This window comes from Micromonospora sp. NPDC049240 (assembly GCF_040647835.1).
Taxonomy (GTDB): domain Bacteria; phylum Actinomycetota; class Actinomycetes; order Mycobacteriales; family Micromonosporaceae; genus Micromonospora.
Genome location: NZ_JBEZCX010000009.1, coordinates 241,107 through 260,498, shown reverse-complemented (window position 1 = coordinate 260,498; position 19,392 = coordinate 241,107). Strand labels below are relative to the sequence as shown.

The window sequence follows — 19,392 nt, the reverse complement described above, 5'->3', positions numbered from 1 at the left end:
TTTTCAGCTTCCGGAACCGCTCCCACCTGCGGTTTTGGCTCGGCGGTCGGGCGACTTCCGGCGTGTCGCGGATTCGGCCGGTTTCGGTTTTCGACCGGTCGGGAACTTACCGGTCACGACAGCAACCGCACAGAACGTGCGAAACCGCTTATAGGAGGACCGACCGTGGAGTTCACCGTCTGGGGCATCATCACCGCGCTGATCGTCGGCCTGATCGTCGGCGCGCTGGGCCGCCTGGTCGTGCCGGGCCGGCAGAACATGCCGATGTGGCTGCACATGCTGATCGGTGTGGGCGCCGCGCTGCTGGGCACGATCGTCGCCCGGGCCTCCGGCTTCGCCGAGACCGCCGGCATCGACTGGCGCGAGCTGCTGCTGCAGGTGCTCTTCGCCGCCATCGCCGTGGCCCTGGTGGCCGGGGTCGGTCGTCGGCGGGGCGTCACCCACCACTGACCGCGTACCAACGCGCCGCGACGGGCGCCCGGCCGACCGGCCGGGTGCCCGTCGCCGTTTGGCATTGAAGTTGGTCGGTTCGCTGACGGTATGGACGACGGCAGCCCCGGCCGGACTTTGGGCGGGAAACCAAAGCTCAGGGTAGGGATGAACAATTCGTCACCGGAGTCGGTTTGGATTTTTCGCCGGTCGGGAACTTAGCGGTCACGACAGAAACCACACGACATCGTGTGACTCGATCTGAAGGAGGAGGGCGACCATGGAGCTCACCGTTTGGGGCATCATCACGGCGCTGGTCGTTGGTCTGATCGTCGGCGCGCTGGGCCGCCTGGTCGTGCCGGGCCGGCAGAACATGCCGATGTGGCTGCACATGCTGATCGGCGTCGGCGCCGCGCTGCTGGGCACGATCGTCGCCCGGGCCTCCGGCTTCGCCGAGACCGCCGGCATCGACTGGCGCGAGCTGCTGCTGCAGGTGCTCTTCGCCGCCATCGGCGTCGCCCTGGTGGCCGGTGTCGGCCGTCGGCGTGGCGTCTCGCGCTACTGACCCCCACCACGACGCTCGACGGGCGCCCGGCCACCGGCCGGGCGCCCGTCCGCGTACTCCCGCTCTGACCTGCCCGGACGGCACCCCTGCCGGCCGGGCGTTCGGCTGCGATACGGTCGCCTCGGTCGCCCGCCGGGCCCACCCCCTGTTGTAAAGGAAATTTTCCTACTAAGGTGCGGCGGAGAAGGTTAGTGCCAAACGGCCCTGAGGGAGATATGGCGTGAACAGGTGGAAGCGGCTGGCTCCGGTCACCGCCATCGTGGCGTCGGCCGCGCTGGTGCTGACCGGTTGCGGTGGCTCCGGCGACGATGACAAGGCCGCCGACAACAGCAAGCTGACGGTCTGGATGATGGGCGAGGGCGGCGACGCCCAGACCACGTTCCTCGACACGGTCGAGGCGGAGTTCAAGAAGAAGCACCCCGAGACCGACGTCGTGGTGCAGTACATTCCCTGGCTCGAGGCGCCGAAGAAGTTCCAGGCCGCGCTCGCCGGCGGCGAGGGCCCGGACGTCACCGAGCTGGGCAACACCGAGACCCAGGGGTGGGCCGCGCAGGAGGCCCTGGCCGACGTGACGGACAAGTTCAACGGCTGGTCCGAGGGCAAGGACATCCTGCCCGACCTGGTGAAGAACGCCCAGCTCGACGGCAAGCAGTACGGCGTGCCGTGGTACGCCGGCGTGCGCGCCGTCTACTACCGCACCGACTGGTTCGCCGAGGCGGGTGTGAAGCCGCCGACGAACTGGGACGAGATGGTCGCCGCCGCCAAGGCCGTCCAGGCCAAGAAGCCCGGCACCTACGGCATCGCCCTGCCCGGCAACTCCGAGCTGCCGTTCTACTCCTTCCTCTGGGGTGCCGGCGGCGAGATCGCCACCAAGGACGGCGACAGCTGGAAGTCCGGCTACAACACGCCCGAGGCGCAGAAGGCGGTCAAGTTCTGGACCGACCTGGTGACCGTGCACAAGGTCGCCCCGCCGGCCGCCGCCGGCTGGAACGAGGTCGACGCCCGGACCCAGTTCGCCACCGGCAAGGCCGCCATGGCGTTCGCCGGTAGCTGGCAGGGCGGCGCGATGAAGAAGGACAACCCCGACATCGAGAAGGTCTGGGGCACGTTCCCGATCCCCGGCCCGGACGGCAAGGCCGCCCCGGCGTTCGCCGGCGGTTCCGACATCGCGGTCTGGAAGGACAGCGAGCGGCAGGCGCTGGCCTGGGACTACATGACCGTGCTGCTGAGCAAGCAGAAGGACCAGGAGTTCGCCAGCAGCCTCGGCTTCTTCCCGGTCTACCAGGACCTGGTCAGCGGCGGGAACTACGCCAACGACAAGGTGATGGCCGCGTTCGCGACCGCCATCCAGAACACCAAGCTGACCCCGCTCACCCCGAAGTGGGTCGAGGTCAGCCGCACCAAGACGGTGACCCAGGCGATGAACAGCTCGGTCATCAAGGGTCAGAAGACGGTCGAGAAGGCAACCGCCGACGCGGCCACCGAGATGGAAAGCATTCTCAACGCCAAGTGACAACGCTGACCAAGGCCACCGGCGAGGCCGCCGCGCGGGAGAACCCCGCGCGGCGGCGCCGCCGCAAGGTGGACCGCCTCCCGTACCTGTTGCTCCTGCCCTGCCTGGCGATCATCGCCGTGCTGCTGCTCTGGCCGCTCGGCCAGGTCGTGATGATGTCCTTCTACAAGCTGGACAGCGTCCGGCAGCTCCGGGGGGACCGCGAGTGGCCCTGGGTCGGCCTGGCCAACTACGCGCAGATCCTCGGCGACCCGTTCTTCCGGACCGTGCTGCGCAACACGGTGCTCTTCGCGGTCGCCAACGTGGCGCTCACCATGGTGCTCGGCACGCTGGTCGGGCTGCTGCTCAACCGGCTCGGCAAGAAGATGGCCACGTTCGTGGCGAGCTGCGTGATGCTCGCCTGGGCCACCCCGGCGCTGACCGGCACCATCGTCTGGAAGTGGATCTTCGACGACACGAGCGGCCTGGTCACCTGGCTGTTCAACAAGCTGCCCGACGGCCTCTCCACGACGCTGTTCGGGCGTAGCGACTGGACCGGCTACGGCTGGTTCAACGACCCGCTGCTGTTCTTCGGCATCCTGACGCTGGTGGTGGTCTGGCACTCGTTCCCGTTCATCGCGGTGAGCGTGCTGGCCGGGCTCAAGAGCGTGCCCACCGAGTTGCAGGAGGCGGCCCGCGTCGACGGCGCCGGGCCGTGGCGCGTCTTCTGGTCGGTCACGTTCCCGATGCTCCGGCCGGTCTTCGGCATCCTGGTGGTGCTCTCGACGATCTGGGACTTCAAGGTCTTCACCCAGCAGTTCGTGCTCGCCGGCGGCACCCAGGACCGGTCGACGTTCATGCTGTCGATCTACTCGTACGCGGAGGCGTTCTCGCCGCCGCCCAAGTACGGCCTCGGCTCGGCGATCGCCGTCATCCTCACCGTGATCCTGCTCGCGGTGACCGCCCTGTACGTCCGCATGGTGCTCAAGCAGGAGGACGAGTCGTGAAGAAGATCGCGCTCAACGGCGCCGGCCTGCTGGTCGCGCTCTTCGCCGCGTTCCCCGTCTACTGGATGATCGCGACGTCGCTGAAGCCCAACCGGGAGATATTCTCGGCCACGCCGCGCCCGGTGCCGGCGGAGCCCACCCTGGAGCACTACCGGGAGATCCTCACCGGCAACCTGATCCCCGGCGTGACGTTCCTCGACTTCTTCCTCAACAGCGTGCTGGTCGCGGTGGCCACCGTGCTGCTGAGCGGGCTGGTCGCGCTGCTCGCCGCGACCGCGGTGGCCCGGTTCCGGTTCAAACTGCGCACCAGCTTCCTGATCCTGCTCCTGGTGGTGCAGATGATCCCGCTGGAGGCACTGGTCATCCCGCTGTTCCTGATGATCCAGCGGCTCGGCCTCTACAACACGCTGCCCAGCCTGATCCTCACCTACCTCGGCTTCTCGCTGCCGTTCGCGGTCTGGATGCTGCGCGGCTTCGTCGCGGCGGTGCCGAAGGAGTTGGAGGAGGCCGCCGCGATCGACGGGGCCAGCCGGGCGCAGACGTTCCGCAAGGTGCTGTTCCCGCTGGTCGCGCCCGGTCTGGTGGCGACCAGCATCTTCTCCTTCATCACCGCCTGGAACGAGCTGATCTTCGCGTTGACGTTCATCAACGACCAGCAGCGGTACACGCTGCCGGTGGCGATGACGTTCTTCTTCGGCCGGGACGACACCGCGTGGGGCTCGGTGATGGCCGCGTCCACGCTGTTCACGCTGCCGGTGATCATCTTCTTCCTGCTGGTCCAGCGCCGGATGGTCTCCGGGCTGGTCGCCGGCGCGGTGAAGGGCTGATCCCCGGTCGACCTCGATGACAGGCCGTCGGCGGGACGCCGGCGGCCCGTCGCCGGCTCAGGTGTCGGCTCAGGTGTCGGCGAAGACCTCGGCCAGCACCTGCGTCGCCGGGTCGCCCTTCACCCGGCCCCAGGTGCCCTGCTCGGCGGTCCACTCCAGGCTGCCGAAGCGGACCCGCTTCACGCCGTTGTCGTCGGCGTGCGAGACCAGCCAGTGCGCGTAGCGCCAGCCGTCGCGGTCGTCACCGGCCGGCACGGTCAGCCCGGTCAGCGTCGTCGCCGCGGTCAGGCGGGGCAGGCCCCAGTCCAGCGTCAGACCCTCCAGCACCGCGCTGGCGGCGGCCGGGCCCCGCAGCGTCGGAGTCGAACCGACCGTGCAGGCCACCGCGCCGGTCGCCTGGCCGAGCAACGCGCGGGTGAGGACCTCCGACTCGTCCGCCCACTTCTGGTACGCCTCGGGGTAGGCCGACCGCTGCACCCGCTGGGCGGCCTCGGTGACCCGCATCCGTTCCCAGCCCTTGACCTTCTTCAGCGCGGCGTAGAACTTCCGGGCCGCGTAGCGCGGGTCCTGGATCTCCTCCGGCGTGCCCCAGCCCTGGCTCGGGCGCTGCTGGAACAGGCCGAGCGAGTCCCGGTCGCCGTGCGCGATGTTGCGCAGGTGCGACTCCTGGTAGGCGGTCGCCAGCGCCACCACCACCGCGCGCTCGGGCATCCGGCGCTGGGCGCCGATGGCGGCGATGGTGGCCGCGTTGGCCATCTGGTCGGCGCCCAGCACCACCTCGCCGTCGGCCTGGACGGTGCAGGTCCGGCTGGCCAGCGGCAGCCGCAGGTGGTGACCGAACTGCTTGGTCACGAACCAGATCGCGAGCAGGGCCAGCACGCACACCACCACACCAGATGCCACGATCGCCGGTCGCGTCCGCACCCGCACCCCCTGTTCCTGACAGTCCGACCAGCGTACGTCGCCCGTCCCACTTTCCGGCTCGGCCGACCGGCCTGCTCGCCGCCGCGTCACCGCCCCGTGACGGGTCGCTGTCAAGCGGGGCCCCGGCCTATACCGGAGGCGTTAACAGGGGGCCCCTCCTTCTATTCTCCGGCGGGCACCCACGCCGCCGGACGCTTCTCGCGGAACGCGAGCACCCCCTCCCGCCCCTCCTCGGAGAGGAAGTACCCGGTGGAGAGCGCCGCCAACGCGGCGATCTCCGCCCGCAGGTCGGCGGCGGCCGGCCGGCGCAGCAGCTCCTTCGCCCCGGCGAGGGCCTTCGGCGCGCCCTTCACCAGCGCCGCGCGGTAGCGCTCCACGGCGGCGTCCAGCCCGTCCGCCGGCACGGCGGCGGTGACCAGGCCGATCTCGGCGGCCCGCCGGCCGTCGAACGTCTCCCCGGTCAGGTACAGCTCGGCGGCGGCCCGCGGGCTCAGCCGGGGCAGCACGGTCGCCGAGATCACCGCCGGGATCACGCCGATCCGGACCTCGGTGAACGCGAACGTCGCCTCCTCGGCGCAGACCACCAGGTCGGCGGCGGCGATCAGGCCCAGCCCGCCGGCCCGGGCCGGCCCGGCCACCTTCGCCAGCACCGGCTTCGGGCACTCCCGGACGGCGACCAGCACGTCGCCGAGCATGCCGGCCGGCACGGTCCCGCTGGCGTACGCGGCGGCGGTCTCCTTCAGGTCGGCGCCGGAGCAGAAGACCGGGCCGGTGTGGTCCAGCACGATCGCCCGGACCGTGTCGTCGGCGACCGCCGCGGCCAGCCCGGCCAGCAGCTCGGTCATCAGCGGCGTGGAGAGCGCGTTGCGGTTGTGCGGGCTGTCCAGGGTGAGGGTCGTCACCCCACGGGCCGTGGCGACCCGCACGAGAGCGTCCGGAGAGGTCATGCCGGGCACACTAGTGGCCATGCCCGGCGTCCTTCCAGAAGGCGAACCCGTCCCGCGCGACGGGTCGCTGCCCGCCACCGCCCGCCGCGCCGTCGGCGCCCGCGGCTTCGGCGTGTACGTGCACGTCCCGTTCTGCGCCAGCCGGTGCGGTTACTGCGACTTCAACACGTACACCGCCGCGGAGCTGGGCGGCGGGGTGAGCCGGGAGACGTACGCCGACAGCGTGCTGGCCGAGCTGGCGCTCGCCGGCCGGGTGCTCGGCGACTCCCCGCCGCCCCGGGTGGACACCGTCTTCGTCGGCGGCGGCACACCCACCCTGCTGCCCGCCGACGACCTGGCCCGGATCCTGGACGCCATCGACCGCACCTGGGGGCTGGCCGCCGACGCCGAGGTGACCACCGAGGCCAACCCCGAGTCGGTCACCCCGGAGTCGCTGAAGACGCTGCGGGCGGCCGGCTACACCCGGATCTCGCTGGGCATGCAGTCCGCCGCCCCGGGCGTGCTCGCCGTGCTCGACCGGCGGCACAGCGCGGGCCGGGCCGCCGCCGCCGCCGCCGAGGCCCGCGACGCCGGGTTCGACCACGTCAACCTGGACCTGATCTACGGCACGCCGGGGGAGACCGCGGACGACTTCGCCGCCTCGCTGGCCCAGGTGGTCGACGCCGGCGTGGACCACGTCAGCGCGTACGCCCTGATCGTGGAGGACGGCACCCGGCTGGCCGCGCGGATGCGCCGGGGCGAGCTGCCGTACCCCTCCGACGACGTGGCGGCGGACCGCTACCTGGCCGCGGAGGCGGCGCTGCACGCGGCCGGTTTCTCCTGGTACGAGGTCTCCAACTGGGCCCGCTCCGAGGCGGCCCGGTGCCGGCACAACCTGCTCTACTGGACCGGCGCCGACTGGTGGGGCCTGGGCCCGGGGGCGCACAGCCACGTCGGCGGCGTGCGCTGGTGGAACGTCAAGCACCCGGCCGGGTACGCGGAGCGGCTCGCCGGCGGCGCCTCGCCGGCGCTGGCCCGGGAACGGCTCACCGCCGACGAGCAGCACATGGAGGACGTGATGCTGCGGCTGCGGCTCGACTCCGGGCTGCCGCTTGTCGTGCTGGACGAAGCCGGCCGGGTGGGTGCCGAGCGGGCCCGGGCCGGCGGGCTGCTGGACGCCGACGCGTACGCGGACGGTCGCGCCGTGCTCACGCTGCGCGGTCGACTGCTGGCCGACGGCGTGGTCCGCGACCTGCTGCCCTGACCGGTCCGGCCGGCCCCGCCGTGCGGGACCGGCCGGCGGCTGTCACTTGATCAGGCTGGCCGACATCGGGTAGCGGTAGAGCTGCCCCTCGTTGGCCTTCACGCCGGCCAGGATGCCGAAGATGATGCCGACGATCATGGCGCCGAAGCCGACCACCAGGCCGATCAGGATGCAGGTGAGGATCCAGCCGACCAGCGCGATGATCGACCAGATGAGCTGGAAGTTCAGCGCGGCGACCGCGTGCGCCCGGACGGTCGGGGACTGGTTGCCCCGGGCCAGCAGCGCCACCAGCGGCGCGACCCAGCCCAGCACGCCGCCGCCGATCAGCATCCCGGCCGCGCCGCCGAAGTGCGCCACCAGGGCCCAGGTCTTGTCGTCGTTGTTGGCGTAGCCGGCCGGCGGGCCGTAGGAGCCGCCGGCGGGGTAGCCGCCGCCCGGCGCGCCGTAGCCCGGGGCGCCACCGCCGGGCGCGCCGTAGCCCGGCGTGTCACCACCGGCCGGGGGATAGCCGCCCGGCGGGGGGTAGCCGCCCGGCGGAGGCTGGCCGCCCGGGGGCGGATAACCGCCGGGCGGGGGATAGCCGCCCCCGCCCGGCGCCCCGGACAGTGGTGCGGTGGGGGGCTCGTCGGCCGGCGAGGAGCCGTACGGCGCCGACGGCGGGAACGGGTCGGGCTGGGGGCCGGGGTCCCCCGCTCCGGGAGGGCGAGGAGGTTCAGTCATGGACGTCACGGTAGGTCCCGGGGGCAAGCGGCACCAGGGCTGTTCGGCCCGACGCGCCGCCCGACCCCGGCGGACCGCACCCGGGGTGCGGCGCTGATCATCGCGCCGGCGGGGGTGCCGACGTAGACTGGCACTCGCTACAGTCGAGTGCCAGTTGCCCGCCGGATGCCGCGCGTCACCCGGCCGAGGTGCGTCAGGAGGTGGGGAGATGGGTCTCGACGACCGCAAGCTCGCCGTGCTGCGCGCCATCGTCGAGGACTACGTCGCCACGCAGGAGCCGGTGGGCAGCAAGGCCCTGGTCGAGCGCCACCAGCTCGGCGTCTCACCGGCCACCGTGCGCAACGACATGGCGGTGCTGGAGGAGGAGGGCTACATCCGGCAGCCGCACACCAGTGCCGGCCGGGTGCCCACCGACCGCGGGTACCGCCTCTTCGTGGACCGGCTCTCCCGGGTCAAGCCGCTCAGCCCGGCCGAGCGCCGGGCGATCGAGCGCTTCCTGGTCGGCGCCGTCGACCTCGACGACGTGGTGCACCGCACGGTCCGGCTGCTGGCCCAGCTCACCCGGCAGGTGGCCGTGGTGCAGTACCCGAGCCTGGCCCGCTCCAAGGTGCGCCACCTGGAACTGGTGCCGATCTCCACCACCCGGCTGATGGTCGTCATGATCGCCGACACCGGGCGGGTCGAGCAGCGGCTGGTCGAGCTGCCCGCCCCGGTCCCCGCCGAACACGTGACGGACCTGCGCCGGCTGGTCAACGAGAAACTGGTCGGCAGCCAGCTCGCCGAGACGCCCCCGCTGGTGCAGGCGCTGGTCGAGGAGTCCGCGCCGCACCTGCGCCCGGCCATGACCACGCTCTCCACCGTGCTGCTGGAGACGCTCGTCGAGCGGCACGAGGAGCGGATCGCGCTGGCCGGCACCGCCAACCTCACCCGGGGCGGCCTGCTCGACTTCCAGGGCTCGCTGCGCCCCATCCTCGAGGCGCTCGAAGAGGAGGTCGTGCTGCTCAAGCTGATCGGCGAGACCGAGCCGAGCAACACCACCCGGGTGCTCATCGGCGACGAGAACGAGATCGACAATCTGCGGGCCGCCTCGGTGGTCAGCACCGGTTACGGCCCGGGTGCCACGATCGTCGGTGGGCTCGGCGTGCTCGGGCCCACCCGGATGGACTACCCCGGCAATATCGCCATGGTGAGGGCCGTGGCACGCTACGTGGGCGAACTGCTGGCCCAGAACTGACCAGTCAGGGCCGACGGCCGGGAACGGCCGGCGACCGGCGACGCGAGACGAACATGAGGACACCGAACGCAGTGGCCAGGGACTACTACGGAATTCTCGGCGTGAGCCGGGACGCCTCCGACGACGACATCAAGCGTGCCTACCGGAAGTTGGCGCGGCAGTACCACCCGGACGTCAATCCGGACCCGGAGGCACAGGAGAAGTTCAAGGACATCAACGCCGCGTACGAGGTCCTCTCGGACGACCGGAAACGGCAGATCGTCGACCTGGGCGGCGACCCGCTCGCCCCGGGCGGCGGGGGCGCGGGCGCGGGTGGCCCGGGCGGCGCCGGCCCGTTCGTCGGCTTCCAGGACATCATGGACGCGTTCTTCGGCGGCGCGGCGGGCGGCAGCCGGGGTCCCCGGCCGCGTACCCGGCCGGGCGCCGACGCGATCCTGCGGCTGGAACTGGACCTCAACGAGACCGCGTTCGGCGTCGAGGCGCCGATCACTGTCGACACCGCGGTGCTCTGCACCACCTGCTCCGGCGCCGGCACCGCCGCCGGCACCCACCTGGCCACCTGTGAGGCGTGCGGTGGCCGCGGTGAGGTGCAGTCGGTGCAGCGGACGTTCCTCGGCCAGGTGGTCTCCGCCCGGCCGTGCACCGTCTGCCAGGGCTACGGCACCACGATCCCGCACCCCTGCCCGACCTGCGCCGGTGACGGGCGGGTGCGGACCCGCCGCTCGCTGACCGTCAAGATCCCGGCCGGCGTCGAGGACGGCATGCGGATCCGGCTGGCCCAGCAGGGCGAGGTCGGCCCGGGTGGCGGCACCGCCGGCGACCTCTACGTCGAGATCCACGAGCGGACCCACGACGTCTACTCGCGCAAGGGCGACGACCTGCACTGCCGGGTCACGGTGCCGATGACCGCCGCCGCGCTCGGCACCCGGCTGACCATCAAGACGCTGGACAGCGAGGAGATCGTCGACGTCAAGGCCGGCACCCAGCCCGGCAGCACGATGCGGTTGCGCGCCCGCGGCGTGCCGCACCTGCGCGGCACCGGCCGGGGTGACCTCTACGTCCACCTGGACGTGCGGACCCCGACCAAGCTCGACGCCGACCAGGAGCGGATGCTGCGCGACTTCGCCAAGACCCGCGGCGAGGAGGTCGCCGAGCTGACCAAGCAGGGCGGCTTCTTCTCCCGGATGCGCGACGCGTTCAACGGGCACGCCTGAGGTGTCGGCGCCGCTGTTCCTGGTCGAGGCGCTGCCCGCCGGTGACACGGTGACGCTGGACGGCCCGGAGGGCCACCACGCGGCCACCGTGCAGCGGCTGCGCGTCGGCGAGGAACTGCTGCTCGCCGACGGCCGGGGTGGCACCGCCGCCGCCGTCGTCACCGCCGTCGGCCGGGGCACGCTCGACCTGCGCGTCACCTCCCGGGGGTACGCCGACGCGTGCGTCCCCCGGCTGGTGGTGGTGCAGGGGATCGCCAAGGGCGAGCGGGGTGAGCTGGCCGTGCAGGCGATGACCGAGGTCGGGGTGGACGAGATCGTGCCCTGGGCGGCGTCCCGTTCGGTCGCCCAGTGGCGCGGCGACCGGGGCGTCCGGGCCCGGGAGAAGTGGGTGGCCACCGCCCGGGAGGCCGCCAAGCAGGCCCGCCGCCCGTGGCTGCCGGTGGTGGCCGGCGCCCCGGACGAGTCCACCGTCACGGTGGCCCGCCGGATCGCCGGCGCCGACGCCGCCTTCGTGCTGCACGAGGAGGCCGACGAGCGGCTGACCACCGTCGCGCTGCCGTCGACCGGCGAGATCGTCCTGGTGGTCGGCCCCGAGGGCGGCATCGCCGAGCAGGAGCTGGCCGCGTTCCGCGAGGCCGGTGCCCGCCCGGTCCGCCTGGGCCCCTCGGTCCTGCGCACCTCCACCGCCGGCGTAGCCGCCCTCGCCGTCCTCTCCACCCGCCTCCCCCGCTGGTAACCCCCAACCCCTCCGGGCGGTCAGGTGCGGAGGTAGGAGGCGCCGTTCAGGTCGACGATGGTGCCGGCGGCCCATTCCGCGTCGGGGCTGGCCAGCCAGTGGACCGCGGCGGCGATCTCCTCGGGGCGGGCCACCCGGTGGAACGGCGACTGCGCCCGGACCGCCTCGCCGCGCTCGCTCTTCAGGTGCTCGTTGGTCATGTCGGTCTCGACGAAGCCCGGGGCCACGCAGGCCACCCCGATGCCGTACGGCGCCAGCGCCACCGCGAGCGACTGTGCCATCGCGTTCATCCCCGCCTTGCTGGCCCCGTACGCCGGATTGGCCGGTTCGCCCCGGAACGCGCCCCGGGAGGAGACGTTCACGATCCGACCGCCCCGCTCCCGCATGTGCTGGGCGGCGCACCAGGCGGCGTTGGCGGCGCCGACCAGGTTGGTGTCCAGCACCTCGCGCCAGCGCGCCCGCCACTGCTCGTAACTGCTCTCGAAGACCGGGTGCGGCGGGTCGGCCGGCCCGAACACACCGGCGTTGTTGACCAGCACGTCAAGACCGCCGAGCAGCCGGGCCGCCTCGTCCACCATGGCCCGTACGGCGTCCGGGTCCGCCAGGTCGGCGCGGACCACCACGTGGCCGTCGCCGGGCAGTTCGGCGCGCAACGCCTCGGCCAGCCCGGCCGAGTCCCGGTGGTGGACCGCCACCCGGTCGCCGCCGGCCGCGAACGCCCGCGCCACCGCCCGCCCGATGCCCCGCGAGGCCCCCGTCACCAGTACCGCCCGTCCCGCCATGTCGGCCATCCTGCCGGACGTTCCCTACACTGCTGCGATGGACTGTCTGTTCTGCCGGATCGTCGCCGGGGAGATCCCCGCCACCATCGTCCGCGAGACCGCCACCACCCTCGCCTTCCGGGACATCGACCCGAAGGCCCCCACCCACGTGCTGGTGATCCCGAAGGAGCACTACGCGGACGTGGCCACCCTCGCCCAGGGTGACCCCACGTTGGCCGGTGAGGTGCTCCACACCGCCGCCCTGGTGGCCGAGGAGGAGGGCCTGACCGTGGACGGGTTCCGCCTCATGTTCAACACCGGCCCGTACGGCGGCCAGGAGGTCTTCCACGTGCACGCCCACCTGCTGGGTGGCGCGCCACTCGGCCCGATGCTCTGCCGCTGAGGCATGACCTCGATCTCCGACCGGCTCGACCGGATGGCCCGGCGGGCCCAGGCGAACGGGCGGGTCCCGGCGCTGTCGGCGGCGCTGCACCGGGCCGACCGGCCGCTCTGGGCCTGCGCGGTGGGCGGCACCGGCAACGACACCGCGCTCGATCCGGAGAGCGTCTTCCGGATCGGCTCGGTCACCAAGACGTTCACCGCGGTGCTGGTCATGCAGTGCCGCGACGACGGGCTGCTCGACCTGGACGACCCGATCGGGCGGCACCTGGACCTGCCCGCGTACGGCGAGCTGACCGTCCGTCGGCTGCTGTCGCACACCGCCGGCCTGCAACGCGAGCCGTACGGCGACGTGTGGGACACGCTGCGTGCCCCGGCCGTCGACGAGCTGCTGGCCGACCTGGCCCGGGTGGAGCGGGTGCTGCCCACCGGCCGTCGCTTCCACTACTCCAACCTCGGCCTGGCACTGCTCGGCGCGGCGGTCGCGCGGCGGCGCGGCGGCACCTGGGCCGAGGTGCTCGCCGAGCGGGTGCTCGCCCCGCTGGGGCTGACCGCCACCGGCGTCACGCCGGGGGAGCGGGCCGTCACCGGTTTCCTGGTGGACGCGTACTCCGACGAGGCGCACCCGGAGCCGCCCGTCGACTTCGGCGCGGTGGCGCCGGCCGCCCAGCTCTGGAGCACCGCGCCGGACATGGCCCGCTGGGCGGCGTTCCTGGCCGACCCGGCGGCGCTGGACCCGGCCGGCGCGGTGCTCGCCCCGACCACCGTCGAGGAGATGCGCTGGCCGCTCACCACCACCGACGAGTCGCTCTGGACGGCCGGTTTCGGGCTCGGGCTGATCCTGGTGCCCCGACCGGGCCGGGTGACCCACGTCGGGCACGACGGTGCGATGCCGGGCTTCCTGGCCGCCGTCTACGGTCGCCGTGGCGGCGAGGGCACGGCCGGGGCGATGGGCTGCGCGGTGCTCGGCTCGTCCGGCACCGGCGTCGAGGTGCTCGACCTGGCGCACGAGCTGCTCGCCGCCGCCGCCGAGCACGACCCGGCGGAGATCGAGCCGTGGTGTCCCGGCCCACCCGCCCCGGAACACCTGCGCGGCATGCTGGGCCGCTGGTGGGGCGAGGGGTTCGAGTCCGTCTTCTCCTGGCACGACGGCGCGCTGCGGGCCCGGGGCGCGGACGACCCGGCCGGCAAGCCGCCGTCGGTGTTCGCGCCGCTGCCGGACCGGCCGGACGTGTTCCGCACGGTCTCCGGCCGGGAGGCGGGCGAGCTGCTCCGGCTCACCCGGGACGAGCGGGGCGAGGTGGTCCGGATGCACTGGGCGACCTACCGCTTCACCCGGCGGCAGGAGGCGTTCGACGGGTACGACTTCCGCGCCGGCGGCTGACCGCCGGGCACCGGAAATGGGCGCGGTGCGTACGGTGCGGACCCGATACGATGGAGGTCACCGTACGCCGCGCCAGCAGGGCCCGGCGCCGAGATCGGAGAGCAGGTGGCGCAGGGCCCGACGGGCCCGACCTATGACCGGCACCCCACCTCCCGACCCGCCCCGGGTGCAGACCAGGATCACGGTCGGAGACCAGAAGATCATGGTGAACCTGCTCGGCGCGGGCGACGAGATCCTGCGTCTCGTCGAACGCTCGGTCAACAGCGACGTCCACGTGCGCGGCAACGAGATCACCATCACCGGTGCGCCCGCCGACAACGCCCTCGCCGAGCGTCTCTTCAGTGAGCTCCTCGAACTGATCGAGAAAGGCGAGACCCTGACCACAGACGCCGTTCGGCGTACCGTCGGCATGCTCGAGCAGGGCGGCGCCGAGCGGCCCGCCGAGGTCCTGACGCTCAACATCCTCTCCCGGCGCGGTCGCACCATCCGTCCCAAGACGCTCGGGCAGAAGCGCTACGTCGACGCGATCGACTCGCACACCATCGTCTTCGGCATCGGCCCGGCCGGCACCGGCAAGACCTACCTGGCCATGGCGAAGGCGGTCCAGGCGCTCCAGGCCAAGCAGGTCAACCGGATCATCCTGACCCGGCCGGCGGTCGAGGCGGGCGAGCGGCTGGGCTTCCTGCCCGGCACGCTGAACGAGAAGATCGACCCCTACCTGCGCCCGCTCTACGACGCGCTGCACGACATGCTCGACCCGGAGTCCATCCCGAAGCTGATGGCCGCCGGCACGATCGAGGTCGCGCCGCTGGCATACATGCGCGGCCGGGCGCAGCCGTACGACGCCCGGGTGCTGACCCCGGAGGGCTTCCGGCCGTTCGGCTCGCTCCAGGTCGGTGACCTGGTCATCGGCTCGAACGGGACGCCCACGCCGGTGATCGGCATCTATCCCCAGGGCCCGAAGCAGGTCTACCGGGTCACCACGCAGGACGGGGCGTCCACGCTCTGCTGCGGCGAGCACCTGTGGACCGTCGCCACGCCGGACGACAAGCGGCGTGGCCGGCGGCGCACCATCGAGACGCAGGAGATGATCGGCAAGGAGTGGCGGGGCCGCACCCGCCGCTACGAGCTGCCGCTTGTCGAACCGGTGCAGATGGCGTCGCGTGCGGTTCCGCTCGACCCGTACGCGGTGGGGCTGTTGCTCGGCGACGGCGCTTTCTCCACTCATGCGACGCCGGCCTTCTGCACCGCCGACCCCGAGTTGGCGGTCGCGCTGGAGGAGGCGCTGGTCGACATCGAGCTGGTCCGCAAGAACGACTACGACTACGTCCTCCGGCACGTCAACGGGCGTCGAGGTGGGGTGATCGTGGTCAACCCGGTGACGGCGGCGCTCCGCGAGCTGGGCCTCGCCGGAGCGAAGTCGGGCACGAAGTTCGTCCCCGAGGTCTACCTGAACAACAGCGTCGGCGTCCGGCTGGCGGTGCTCCAGGGGCTGCTGGACACCGACGGTGGGCCGGTCACCCAGGCCGGACGCACCTGCCGGGTGCAGTACACGACCACGTCCGCCCAGTTGGCGGACGACGTGGTCCACCTGGTCGAGTCGCTCGGCGGGGTGGCGACGGCGCGGGTCCGCCCGGCCGAGGGCCGCAAGCCCGGCCTGGCGAACGGCCGCCCGGTTCCCTACCGTTCCGACGCCTATGCCGTGGAGATCCGTCTTCCGGCCGGTGTCGCGCCGTTCCGCCTGTCGCGCAAGCGCCATCTGTACGACGAGCACGGCGGTGGCCGGCCGATGCGCTTCATCGACTCGATCATCCCGGCCGGGGTGCGGGAGACGATGTGCATCCAGGTCGCGGCGGAGGACTCGCTCTACGTCACCGACGACTTCCTGGTCACCCACAACACGCTCAACGACGCGTTCATCATTCTCGACGAGGCGCAGAACACCACGCCCGAGCAGATGAAGATGTTCCTCACCCGACTCGGCTTCAACTCCAAGATCGTGGTCACCGGCGACATCACCCAGGTGGACCTTCCCGGCGGGACGAGCAGCGGCCTGCGGGTGGTCCGGGAGATCCTGAACAACGTCGAGGACGTGCACTTCGCCCAGCTCTCCAGCTCCGACGTGGTCCGCCACAAGCTGGTCGGTGAGATCGTCGACGCGTACGCCCGCTGGGACGCCGAGCGGGAGAACCAGCAGGCGCAGAGCGTGCACGCCGTGCCGGGGCGGACCGCCCAGGGCGGCCGGGCCGGTCGGCGCCGCTAACCACCAGAGGAAGACAGTTGTCCATCGAGATCGCCAACGAGTCCGGTGCCGACGTCGACACCGACGCCGTGCTCGCCGTCGCCCGGCACGCCCTCGACGAGATGGGGGTCAACCCGCTCGCCGAGCTGTCCGTGCTGCTTGTCGACATCGAATACATGTCGGAGCTGAACCACCGCTGGATGGGCGGCGACGGCCCGACCGACGTGCTCGCGTTCCCGATGGACGAGGGAAGCGTCGACCACGGCCCGGGCGAGAGCAGCCCGGCCGGCGGCGAGCCGGCCCTGCTCGGCGACATCGTGCTCTGCCCGGAGGTGGCCGCCAAGCAGGCGGCCACCGCCGGGCACTCCGCCGCCGACGAGCTGCACCTGCTCACCGTGCACGGCGTGCTGCACCTGCTCGGCTACGACCACGCCGAGCCCGAGGAGGAGCGGGAGATGTTCGGTCTCCAGGCCCGGCTGCTGGCCAGCTGGCGGTCGACCCGGTCCCGGTGATGGTCACTCTCGCGGCGGCGGCCCCGGCCGGCCTGCCCGATCTTCAGCTCCTGTTCTTCGGGGCCGGGCTGGTGGTGCTCGCCGGCCTGATCGCGATGACCGAGGCGGCGCTGGCGGCGGTCTCCCCGGCGCGCGCGGCCGAGCTGGCCCGCGACGGGGCGCGCGGCGCGCGTGCCCTCCAGGCGGTCGCCGGCGACGTGGTCCGCCACCTCAACCTGCTGCTCCTGCTCCGCCTGCTGGCCGAGCTGACCGCCACCACGCTCGTCGCGCTGGTGGCGGTGGACACGTTCGGCGCCGGCTGGCGGGCGGCCCTGGTCACCGCCGGGGCGATGACGGTGGTCAGCTTCGTGGTGGTCGGTGTCGCGCCGCGCACGTTGGGCCGGCAGCACGCCTACGCGGTCGGCCGGGCGGTCGCGCCGCTGGTGCGCTGGTTGGGGCGGGCGCTCAACCCGCTGGCGTCGCTGCTGATCCTGATCGGCAACGCGGTGACCCCGGGCAAGGGCTTCCGCGAGGGGCCGTTCGCCACCCAGGTGGAGCTGCGTGAGCTGGTCGACCTGGCCGAGCAGCGCGGCGTGGTGGAGCACGGCGAGCGTCAGATGATCCACTCGGTCTTCGCGCTCGGCGACACGATCGCCCGTGAGGTGATGGTGCCGCGTACCGAGATGGTGTGGATAGAGGAACGTAAGACGCTCGCGCAGGCGTTGGCGCTCTTCCTGCGGTCCGGGTTCTCCCGCATCCCGGTGATCGGCGAGAACGTCGACGACGTGCTCGGCGTGCTCTACCTCAAGGATCTGATCCGGCGGACCCAGGGTGACCGGGGAGCGCGGCAGATGCCGGTGGCCGAGCTGATGCGCCCGGCGACGTTCGTGCCGGAGTCCAAGCCGGTGGACGACCTGCTCTCCGAGATGCAGGCGGCCCGCAACCACCTGGTCATCGTGGTCGACGAGTACGGCGGCACCGGCGGGCTGGTCACCATCGAGGACATCCTGGAGGAGATCGTCGGTGAGATCACCGACGAGTACGATGTCGAGCGCCCACCGGTGGAGCATCTGCCGGACGGGGCCGTGCGGGTGACCGCCCGGCTGCCGGTGGAGAATCTGGGCGAGCTGTTCGACACCGACCTGCCCACCGACGAGGTGGAGACGGTCGGTGGCCTGCTCGCCCAGGCGCTCGGCCGGGTGCCCATCCCGGGCGCCGAGGCCGAGGTGGCCGGCCTGCGGCTGATCGCCGAGGGCACCACCGGCCGACGCAACCGGATCGACACCGTGCTGGTGAGCCGGTCCGAGCCGGGTTCCGCGCCGGATGGCGCGGGGCGGCCCGATCCGACCGAGTCCCGTGGCAACCACAACCGTTCCGAGGAGAGGCAACCCGCCGATGCCTGAGTCACCCGCCGTGCCGGCCGCCCGGCCCACCCCCGCCGATCCGGCCGAGCTGAGCGCCGAGGACGGCAAGCTGGTCGTGCTGGCCCGGGGCGCCCGGGGCCGGGTGGGGGCCGTGGAGGGCGCGGCGGTCCGCGACCAGGACGGCCGGACGTACGCGGCGGCCAGCGTGGCGCTGCCGTCGCTGACCCTGACCGCGCTCCAGTTGGCGGTCGCCTCGGCGGTGGCCGCGGGCGCGAGCCGGCTGGAGGCCGCGGTGGTGGTGACCGAGGCGTCGACGCTGGACGGCGCCGGACACGCCGCGGTGCGTGACCTCTCCGCCGACGCGCCGATCCACGTGGCCGCGCCGGACGGCTCGGTGCTCGGCACGGTGGTCGAGTGACGGCCCCCGTGGACCGCCCGTACCGGGCCGGTTTCGCCTGTTTCGTCGGCCGGCCGAACGCCGGCAAGTCGACGCTCACCAACGCGATCGTCGGCACCAAGATCGCCATCACGTCGAGCAAGCCGCAGACCACGCGGCACGTCATCCGGGCGGTGCTGCACCGGCCGGAGTCGCAGCTCGTGCTGGTCGACACGCCCGGCCTGCACCGTCCCCGCACGCTGCTCGGCGAGCGCCTCAACGACCTGGTCCGGGAGACCTGGAGCGAGGTCGACGTGATCGGGCTCTGCGTGCCGGCGAACGAGCCGGTCGGCCGGGGCGACCGGTTCATCACCGGCGAGCTGGCCAGCCTCAAGGCGACCGTGCTGGCCGTGGTCACCAAGACCGACCTGGTGGACAAGAAGCGCCTGGCCGAGCAACTGCTCGCGGTGAGCGAGCTGGGCGAGTTCGCGGCCGTGGTGCCGGTGAGCGCGGTCTCCGGCCACCAGGTCGACACGCTCGTCGACGTGATGACCGGATACCTGCCGGAGTCGCCCCAGCTCTACCCGGACGACATGCTCACCGAGGACCCGGAGCAGGTGCTCGTCGCCGAGCTGGTCCGGGAGGCGGCGCTGGAGGGGGTCCGGGACGAACTGCCGCACTCCATCGCCGTGGTGGTGGAGGAGATGATCCCGGAGGGCAACCTCACGAAGATCTACGCGGATCTCTACGTGGAGCGGTCCAGCCAGAAGGCGATCGTCATCGGTCACCGGGGCAGCCGGCTCAAGCACGTCGGCACCACCGCGCGCCGGCAGATCGAGGAGCTGCTGGGCACCCGGGTCTACCTGGACCTGCACGTGCGGGTGGCGAAGGACTGGCAGCGCGACCCGAAGCAGTTGCGCAAGCTCGGCTTCTGAGGGCCGGATCAGTCAGTCTTATGGGGCATCTCACGTTCCGTGGGCGTTCTTACACGTTTCACAGGCGGCGGGAGCAGGGTAGGGACTTCTGTCTCTGCCCCC

19 protein-coding genes and 3 pseudogenes are annotated in these 19,392 nt (G+C 72.5%); 18 read left to right on the top strand and 4 right to left on the bottom strand.

What is annotated here, in order from left to right:
* The first annotated feature begins 165 nt into the window (after positions 1-165).
* The 5 genes from AB0B02_RS16420 to AB0B02_RS16400 all read left to right on the top strand — a co-directional run bounded on the left by AB0B02_RS16420 (position 166) and on the right by AB0B02_RS16400 (position 4,320).
* Complete coding sequence (locus AB0B02_RS16420; protein WP_091572003.1) at positions 166-450, top strand: GlsB/YeaQ/YmgE family stress response membrane protein; 285 nt, start codon at positions 166-168, stop codon at positions 448-450.
* A 259-nt stretch (positions 451-709) separates the two neighbouring features.
* Positions 710-994 (top strand): GlsB/YeaQ/YmgE family stress response membrane protein, encoded by a 285-nt coding sequence (locus tag AB0B02_RS16415; RefSeq protein WP_107155698.1) that lies wholly within the window; start codon positions 710-712, stop codon positions 992-994.
* A gap of 220 nt (positions 995-1,214) precedes the next feature.
* A complete protein-coding gene (locus tag AB0B02_RS16410; RefSeq protein WP_281937221.1) occupies positions 1,215-2,507 on the top strand; it encodes a sugar ABC transporter substrate-binding protein in 1,293 nt (430 codons plus the stop codon).
* Positions 2,504-3,493, top strand: coding sequence for a sugar ABC transporter permease (locus AB0B02_RS16405; protein WP_281937219.1), 990 nt, complete (start codon positions 2,504-2,506; stop codon positions 3,491-3,493). The genes AB0B02_RS16410 and AB0B02_RS16405 overlap by 4 nt, the downstream gene beginning before the upstream one ends.
* A complete protein-coding gene (locus AB0B02_RS16400; RefSeq protein WP_357300924.1) occupies positions 3,490-4,320 on the top strand; it encodes a carbohydrate ABC transporter permease in 831 nt (276 codons plus the stop codon). The genes AB0B02_RS16405 and AB0B02_RS16400 overlap by 4 nt, the downstream gene beginning before the upstream one ends.
* Before the next feature lie 69 nt (positions 4,321-4,389).
* Here the strand turns inward: AB0B02_RS16400 and AB0B02_RS16395 are convergent, their stop codons facing one another.
* Positions 4,390-5,250 (bottom strand): hypothetical protein, encoded by an 861-nt coding sequence (locus AB0B02_RS16395; RefSeq protein ID WP_281937215.1) that lies wholly within the window; start codon positions 5,248-5,250, stop codon positions 4,390-4,392.
* A 155-nt stretch (positions 5,251-5,405) separates the two neighbouring features.
* Positions 5,406-6,191, bottom strand: coding sequence for an enoyl-CoA hydratase-related protein (locus AB0B02_RS16390; RefSeq protein WP_357300922.1), 786 nt, complete (start codon positions 6,189-6,191; stop codon positions 5,406-5,408).
* A gap of 19 nt (positions 6,192-6,210) precedes the next feature.
* On the opposite strand from AB0B02_RS16390, the gene hemW reads away from it, so the two are divergent.
* Positions 6,211-7,434: a radical SAM family heme chaperone HemW gene (gene hemW / locus AB0B02_RS16385; RefSeq protein WP_357300998.1), complete on the top strand. Its 1,224-nt coding sequence runs from the start codon at positions 6,211-6,213 to the stop codon at positions 7,432-7,434.
* 42 nt (positions 7,435-7,476) lie between these two features.
* Here hemW and AB0B02_RS16380 read toward each other — a convergent pair whose 3' ends face one another.
* A complete protein-coding gene (locus tag AB0B02_RS16380; RefSeq protein WP_281937212.1) occupies positions 7,477-8,154 on the bottom strand; it encodes a DUF4870 domain-containing protein in 678 nt (225 codons plus the stop codon).
* A gap of 208 nt (positions 8,155-8,362) precedes the next feature.
* Here AB0B02_RS16380 and hrcA point away from each other — a divergent pair, with 208 nt between their 5' ends.
* The 3 genes from hrcA (at position 8,363) to AB0B02_RS16365 (ending at position 11,338) form a co-directional block, all read left to right on the top strand.
* A complete protein-coding gene (gene hrcA / locus AB0B02_RS16375) occupies positions 8,363-9,388 on the top strand; it encodes a heat-inducible transcriptional repressor HrcA (protein WP_107155704.1) in 1,026 nt (341 codons plus the stop codon).
* A 71-nt stretch (positions 9,389-9,459) separates the two neighbouring features.
* On the top strand, positions 9,460-10,602 hold the full coding sequence (dnaJ, locus tag AB0B02_RS16370) for a molecular chaperone DnaJ (RefSeq protein ID WP_199199573.1): 1,143 nt from the start codon (positions 9,460-9,462) through the stop codon (positions 10,600-10,602).
* A gap of 1 nt (position 10,603) precedes the next feature.
* On the top strand, positions 10,604-11,338 hold the full coding sequence (locus AB0B02_RS16365; protein ID WP_357300918.1) for a 16S rRNA (uracil(1498)-N(3))-methyltransferase: 735 nt from the start codon (positions 10,604-10,606) through the stop codon (positions 11,336-11,338).
* 20 nt (positions 11,339-11,358) lie between these two features.
* Here the strand turns inward: AB0B02_RS16365 and AB0B02_RS16360 are convergent, their stop codons facing one another.
* A complete protein-coding gene (locus AB0B02_RS16360) occupies positions 11,359-12,120 on the bottom strand; it encodes an SDR family oxidoreductase (protein WP_357300916.1) in 762 nt (253 codons plus the stop codon).
* 37 nt (positions 12,121-12,157) lie between these two features.
* Between AB0B02_RS16360 and AB0B02_RS16355 the strand changes: the two genes are divergently transcribed.
* The 9 genes and pseudogenes from AB0B02_RS16355 to era all read left to right on the top strand — a co-directional run bounded on the left by AB0B02_RS16355 (position 12,158) and on the right by era (position 19,290).
* Positions 12,158-12,502: a histidine triad nucleotide-binding protein gene (locus AB0B02_RS16355; RefSeq protein WP_107155707.1), complete on the top strand. Its 345-nt coding sequence runs from the start codon at positions 12,158-12,160 to the stop codon at positions 12,500-12,502.
* A gap of 3 nt (positions 12,503-12,505) precedes the next feature.
* Positions 12,506-13,882, top strand: coding sequence for a serine hydrolase domain-containing protein (locus AB0B02_RS16350; RefSeq protein ID WP_357300914.1), 1,377 nt, complete (start codon positions 12,506-12,508; stop codon positions 13,880-13,882).
* Positions 13,883-14,015: 133 nt separating this feature from the next.
* Positions 14,016-14,711: pseudogene (locus AB0B02_RS16345) on the top strand (PhoH family protein); the annotation flags it as partial.
* A pseudogene (locus AB0B02_RS16340) lies at positions 14,700-15,470 on the top strand (LAGLIDADG family homing endonuclease); the annotation flags it as partial. The pseudogenes AB0B02_RS16345 and AB0B02_RS16340, both read left to right, overlap by 12 nt.
* 312 nt (positions 15,471-15,782) lie before the next feature.
* A pseudogene (locus tag AB0B02_RS16335) lies at positions 15,783-16,145 on the top strand (PhoH family protein); the annotation flags it as partial.
* Between the two features lie 17 nt (positions 16,146-16,162).
* The gene (ybeY, locus tag AB0B02_RS16330; protein ID WP_281937201.1) at positions 16,163-16,636 is read left to right on the top strand and encodes an rRNA maturation RNase YbeY; all 474 of its coding nucleotides are present in this window, start codon (positions 16,163-16,165) and stop codon (positions 16,634-16,636) included.
* Positions 16,612-18,018: a hemolysin family protein gene (locus tag AB0B02_RS16325; RefSeq protein ID WP_199199575.1), complete on the top strand. Its 1,407-nt coding sequence runs from the start codon at positions 16,612-16,614 to the stop codon at positions 18,016-18,018. The genes ybeY and AB0B02_RS16325 overlap by 25 nt, the downstream gene beginning before the upstream one ends.
* Complete coding sequence (locus AB0B02_RS16320) at positions 18,011-18,397, top strand: cytidine deaminase (protein ID WP_281937199.1); 387 nt, start codon at positions 18,011-18,013, stop codon at positions 18,395-18,397. Before AB0B02_RS16325 ends, AB0B02_RS16320 begins: the two co-directional genes overlap by 8 nt.
* Positions 18,394-19,290: a GTPase Era gene (gene era, locus AB0B02_RS16315; protein WP_107155713.1), complete on the top strand. Its 897-nt coding sequence runs from the start codon at positions 18,394-18,396 to the stop codon at positions 19,288-19,290. Before AB0B02_RS16320 ends, era begins: the two co-directional genes overlap by 4 nt.
* Positions 19,291-19,392: the final 102 nt, after the last annotated feature.

Excerpts from the sequence above, each read along its gene's own strand:
- AB0B02_RS16320 (WP_281937199.1), top strand. The coding sequence starts at position 18,011 with ATGCCTGAGTCACCCGCCGTGCCGGCCGCCCGGCCCACCCCCGCCGAT.
- hemW (WP_357300998.1), top strand. The coding sequence starts at position 6,211 with ATGCCCGGCGTCCTTCCAGAAGGCGAACCCGTCCCGCGCGACGGGTCG.
- AB0B02_RS16390 (WP_357300922.1), bottom strand. The coding sequence starts at position 6,191 with ATGACCTCTCCGGACGCTCTCGTGCGGGTCGCCACGGCCCGTGGGGTG.
- AB0B02_RS16380 (WP_281937212.1), bottom strand. The coding sequence starts at position 8,154 with ATGACTGAACCTCCTCGCCCTCCCGGAGCGGGGGACCCCGGCCCCCAG.
- AB0B02_RS16355 (WP_107155707.1), top strand. The coding sequence starts at position 12,158 with ATGGACTGTCTGTTCTGCCGGATCGTCGCCGGGGAGATCCCCGCCACC.
- hrcA (WP_107155704.1), top strand. The coding sequence starts at position 8,363 with ATGGGTCTCGACGACCGCAAGCTCGCCGTGCTGCGCGCCATCGTCGAG.
- AB0B02_RS16350 (WP_357300914.1), top strand. The coding sequence starts at position 12,506 with ATGACCTCGATCTCCGACCGGCTCGACCGGATGGCCCGGCGGGCCCAG.
- AB0B02_RS16415 (WP_107155698.1), top strand. The coding sequence starts at position 710 with ATGGAGCTCACCGTTTGGGGCATCATCACGGCGCTGGTCGTTGGTCTG.
- AB0B02_RS16360 (WP_357300916.1), bottom strand. The coding sequence starts at position 12,120 with ATGGCGGGACGGGCGGTACTGGTGACGGGGGCCTCGCGGGGCATCGGG.